Annotated in this window: 5 protein-coding genes and 2 pseudogenes; 2 read left to right on the forward strand and 5 right to left on the reverse strand. The window is 29.0% G+C overall.

The genetic code is table 11. From position 1 onward, the window contains the following. Both KHW44_RS06950 and KHW44_RS06955 read left to right on the forward strand, forming a co-directional pair. Window positions 1-140: pseudogene (locus KHW44_RS06950) on the forward strand (plasmid mobilization relaxosome protein MobC); the annotation flags it as partial. A gap of 1 nt (window position 141) precedes the next feature. Continuing rightward, a complete protein-coding gene (locus KHW44_RS06955; RefSeq protein ID WP_094205834.1) occupies window positions 142-1,473 on the forward strand; it encodes a relaxase/mobilization nuclease domain-containing protein in 1,332 nt (443 codons plus the stop codon). Window positions 1,474-1,493: 20 nt separating this feature from the next. Here KHW44_RS06955 and KHW44_RS06960 read toward each other — a convergent pair whose 3' ends face one another. From KHW44_RS06960 to KHW44_RS06980, 5 genes and pseudogenes are all read right to left on the reverse strand, one after another. Then, window positions 1,494-1,991 (reverse strand): TIR domain-containing protein, encoded by a 498-nt coding sequence (locus KHW44_RS06960; RefSeq protein ID WP_002836648.1) that lies wholly within the window; start codon window positions 1,989-1,991, stop codon window positions 1,494-1,496. After that, entirely contained in the window at window positions 1,992-3,413 is a 1,422-nt protein-coding gene (locus KHW44_RS06965) for an SIR2 family protein (protein WP_002836649.1), read from the reverse strand. Between the two features lie 34 nt (window positions 3,414-3,447). Next, the gene (locus KHW44_RS06970) at window positions 3,448-3,663 is read right to left on the reverse strand and encodes a hypothetical protein (protein ID WP_002836650.1); all 216 of its coding nucleotides are present in this window, start codon (window positions 3,661-3,663) and stop codon (window positions 3,448-3,450) included. Window positions 3,664-3,763: 100 nt separating this feature from the next. Next, window positions 3,764-3,979, reverse strand: coding sequence for a helix-turn-helix transcriptional regulator (locus KHW44_RS06975; RefSeq protein WP_005399336.1), 216 nt, complete (start codon window positions 3,977-3,979; stop codon window positions 3,764-3,766). Window positions 3,980-4,109: 130 nt separating this feature from the next. Beyond that, window positions 4,110-4,205, reverse strand: a pseudogene (locus tag KHW44_RS06980) (DNA-binding protein); the annotation flags it as partial.

The raw sequence follows: 4,205 nt of genomic DNA on the forward strand, positions 1-4,205 counted from the left end.
CAAAAGCTACTAATACAACTGGTGTTATTTACAAAAATGAAATTGAATCAATGAATAAACAGATAGAAAAATTATCAAAAGAAATATGGCAGATCCATTCCCTACTTCTTAATAAATCAAAAGAAAGTTCTGGTGATTAGTATGGCAATTACGAAAATACATCCTATAAAATCAACTCTAAATTTGGCAATAGACTATATAACTAAGAGTGAAAAAACTGATGAAAAAATCTTGGTATCTTCATTCAAATGTCATCCATCTACTGCACACATTCAATTTATGAAAACACGAGAAGACAATGATACTAAAGGTACAGTTTTGGCTAGACATTTAATTCAATCTTTTCTACCAGGAGAGGTTGATCCTATAAAAGCTAATGAAATTGGAATGGAATTATGTAAGAAAATTTTAAAAGAAGATTATGAATTTGTTCTTGCAACTCATATAGATAGAGGGCATATCCATAACCATATTATTTTTAATAATGTTAATTATAAGACTGGTAAATGCTACCAATCTAACAAAAAAACTTACCATAAAATCAGGTATCAAAGTGATGAATTGTGTAAAGAAAATAAGCTTTCAGTCATTGATAAATATTATGAAGCTTACAAAAGAAAATATAAAACTTCTGGTAAATCCTGGTATGAATATGACCAAAACAAGAAAGGAAATTCTTGGAAGTCTAAACTGCAATTTGATATAGATAGAATGATTAATAAGTCTAACTCGTGGAAAGAGTTTTTAGAAAATATGAAATCTCTTGATTATGAAATTAAGTTTGGTAAACATATTGCTTTTCGTCATAAAGATAAGCAAAGATTTACAAGAGCAAAGACTATCGGAGAAGATTATACTGAAGATAAAATTAAAGAAAGAATAGATTTAGCTATTATGAACAAAGCTAATCCTATTAAAAAACGTGTAGGAAATGTTATTGATATATCTACTAATGAAAAAGTACAATCCTCTAAAGGTTACGAAGTCTGGGCAAGAAAACATAATATCAAAACAATGGCTGATTCAATAATTAAACTTAGAGAACAAGGAATTAATTCAATTACACAACTTGATGATCTAATAAAAAAATCTGCCGATGATAGACAAGACTTGTTAGATAAAATAAAGAAAGTTGAAAGTGAAATGAAAAGTTTATCCCAAGATATGGAAGATATTAATACTATAAATAAGTATCGTGAAATCTATAAATACCATAAGAAAAATCCTGAAGATAAGCAATTTGCAGACGAGTATTATAGCGAACTTTCCATTTATAAAATAGCCGCAAAAGAAATCTTAGAAAATTATAATAAGCTACCAAAGACAAAAGAAATACTATCCAAACTCGATAAATTGCAAGAAAAAAAGAACACCCTTATGCAAGAGTATTCTTTGAATAAAGAACAATTTTCTGACCTTGTTCAGTATAGGAAAAACTATGAAAATTATTATGGGAAGGAGGTGGAGAGGTAGCTTCTCTCCATCATCATTTATTACAAAGTTGATGGTTTATGTTCTATTCCATACTCAATTAAATCTTCAATATTATCTTTAATATCGCTATAAACATTTTTGCTTGATAAGTATACAGAATCAAAACATTTAACATACTTTGACAGTTTTTCACCTTCTAATGTTAAATAATCAAAAGGATTGTTGCCCTTATCATCTTGCTCTCCCAATGCATTCTCCAACTTGTGGATATAAATTCCAACAATACCTTTGTTTAACTCGTATGCTTTTTTTATTTCATAATTTATCCATTTTCTATTTGCTGTTTTTTCTCCAATCAAAACAACTAAACATGAACGCTTGTTTAGCTGTTCATCAATCCATTCTTTAATTTTACTTTCAGTTTTTTCTTTTACTTCCTCCCAGTCATTATCTGAAAAGGTAGAGCTACTGTCTACTTTCCCCATGTTGCGAACCTGTCCTGCCCTCCAATTATCATTGTCGTAATGAAAGCTAAAAAACACCTGTCTTTTTGCCATTTAAAACTCCTCCTTATTTAATATTTTAACTGCTTGTACTATGTTTTTAATAGACATATCTATATCGCCATTGCTTTGTTTATTTGCCTGTTCAATTGCACTTATTATATGTTTGTCTAAAATTTCTTGAGTTGTTTGTTTAAATATTTCTTTGGCTGCCCCGCCAGTATATTCAATAGGCAAACATACTAATCCATGTTTTTTACATAACTCAAATTCATCCATCACTCCATGTGCAATATCTTCTGTTTTTTTGTTTCCAAAAATGAATATAGCGATGCCACAATTTTCAATCATCTGCTCTCTATTTTCTTTATATAGCTTATCTAAATCAATACCTAATGAACTATTTTGAGGAAAAGGCATAAGCGTTAAAAAATCATTTATTTTGGACTTATGAGTCAAACAATAATCTGCAACTCCATTTAATACAAAATCACCGACACCTTTACCATATCCATTCACAATATGATAACCATTTTTTGATAGTTCAAAAGATAGTTTATGAATAAAATTTTCTCCAGTTTCCTGAGAATAAGTCGAATAGGAGTACGCACTACCCGATATAAATATTGTTTTCCTTCTAAATCTATCAACAAGAGTACTTAATATTTCAGTGATTTCATCATATTTATCTACTAAATATGTAAAAATACCATATCTATTTAGATCTTCAATTTGTAGCTCCTGTCTTGCTTTTTTGTATTCATAATCCTCATCGGTATCTTGGATCCTTTTCATAATACAGTAATGTTTTCTTGTATTCTTTTCATCGAGCAATACCCTCAATCTTCCAATTACATAGTTAAAGTTTGGATCTTCAAAACTAAATCCTAAAAATAGAAATGTCTTGGTAAGCAAATCTCCCTCTAAAACTTCTCTGAATAACTTTCTTTTGTTATATCCAAATTCTTCATAATCACTTCTTGTAAGTACTGCATCTTCAGGAGTTTCTACATCTCCGTGTAGTTTATAAACGATTGCATCAAAATCATGATTTGTGCCTCTTAATTGCTCATCTGTTGTTTTTACATAAGGCTTTTTCATATTATCTTCTAAAGCTTTTTCAATTAACTTATCATAATTAGTCGTCCAAAAAGTGGAAATCGGTAACTGTGATAATAGTTTATGATTATCAGTAGGTTTTAGTAATTGAGAAAATTGCACTTTGATCAAGTCATCTATTGATGTTCTCTTCTTTGAATTAGCATAATACTGAGCTAAGCTAACCAAATCATTTTCTTTTTCAACATTTAACCCAATTTCTTTTGCAGGCTCTCTTAGAAGTTCTTTCCAACTACAAAATCCAGCAGGAATTGATAGTCCCGCTCCAATGAATGCTCCCAATTCATCACTTTTAATGGCTTTTTCAATTTCTCTAATCAAATCTTTTTTAGATACTTCACCTTTAATAATAAACACCTCCCCTTATTTTCTCGGTCCTAAAAACTTATCTTCATTCATTTGAATTTTCCTTTATCCAATATAAATTAGCTTCCAGCAAATTTACAATATCTTCATCTGTTTCATAACATGTTAAATTTATCTTTTTTATAAGTTTACTATCAATAATTCTCTGAATTAGTGCCGCAGAAAGGATTCCAGAGCCAGCTCCTGGATCAAGAATAGATATTTCATCTCTTTTAATATTTAACTCAATTAAAGATGCCATAAATTTTGCTGTTTCTTTACTCGTAAAAAACTGTCCTATTCTTTTTCAAGTTTCTTTAGATGCGATCTTAATATATTCATTTGTCTTATCTAAAACATAATCAATCATTTTCATCTTTAACTAACTCCATAATTTCGCAAAGATTACAATTTAATCCTTCACATATTCTTAACAATACGTCAGTTGTAATATTCTCCCCATTTTTCATTTTATAAAATGTACTTCTACTAATATTTGTTTTTTCCATTAATTCTGTGTTATTTAAATCTAGGTCAATCATTTTTTTAAATAGCTTTTTATAGCTGATTTTTAACATGACTATCTCTCCATTCATGAATTCTGTATCAATTATATTATAGCATAAATCTTCACTTTTTTCATAATATTATTCACTTTTCTAAAACACAAATACAAAAAAATAAAGGCAGTCCGAAGACTGCCGATATTTATCTCTCTGTATCTTTGCTATGGTCTTTCTTAGTTGACTTAGTTTTGTCATCTGTCTTAAAGCTTTTTATTTGCCCTAATATGGACTTTTTATC

The sequence above is a fragment of the Finegoldia magna genome (assembly GCF_018371055.1).
GTDB lineage: Bacteria > Bacillota > Clostridia > Tissierellales > Peptoniphilaceae > Finegoldia > Finegoldia magna_I.

What these genes read in the sequence shown, in the direction of transcription:
- KHW44_RS06975 (WP_005399336.1), bottom strand. Translation starts at nt 3,979, where the DNA reads ATGTTAAAAATCAGCTATAAAAAGCTATTTAAAAAAATGATTGACCTA.
- KHW44_RS06960 (WP_002836648.1), bottom strand. Translation starts at nt 1,991, where the DNA reads ATGGCAAAAAGACAGGTGTTTTTTAGCTTTCATTACGACAATGATAAT.
- KHW44_RS06955 (WP_094205834.1), top strand. Translation starts at nt 142, where the DNA reads ATGGCAATTACGAAAATACATCCTATAAAATCAACTCTAAATTTGGCA.
- KHW44_RS06970 (WP_002836650.1), bottom strand. Translation starts at nt 3,663, where the DNA reads ATGGCATCTTTAATTGAGTTAAATATTAAAAGAGATGAAATATCTATT.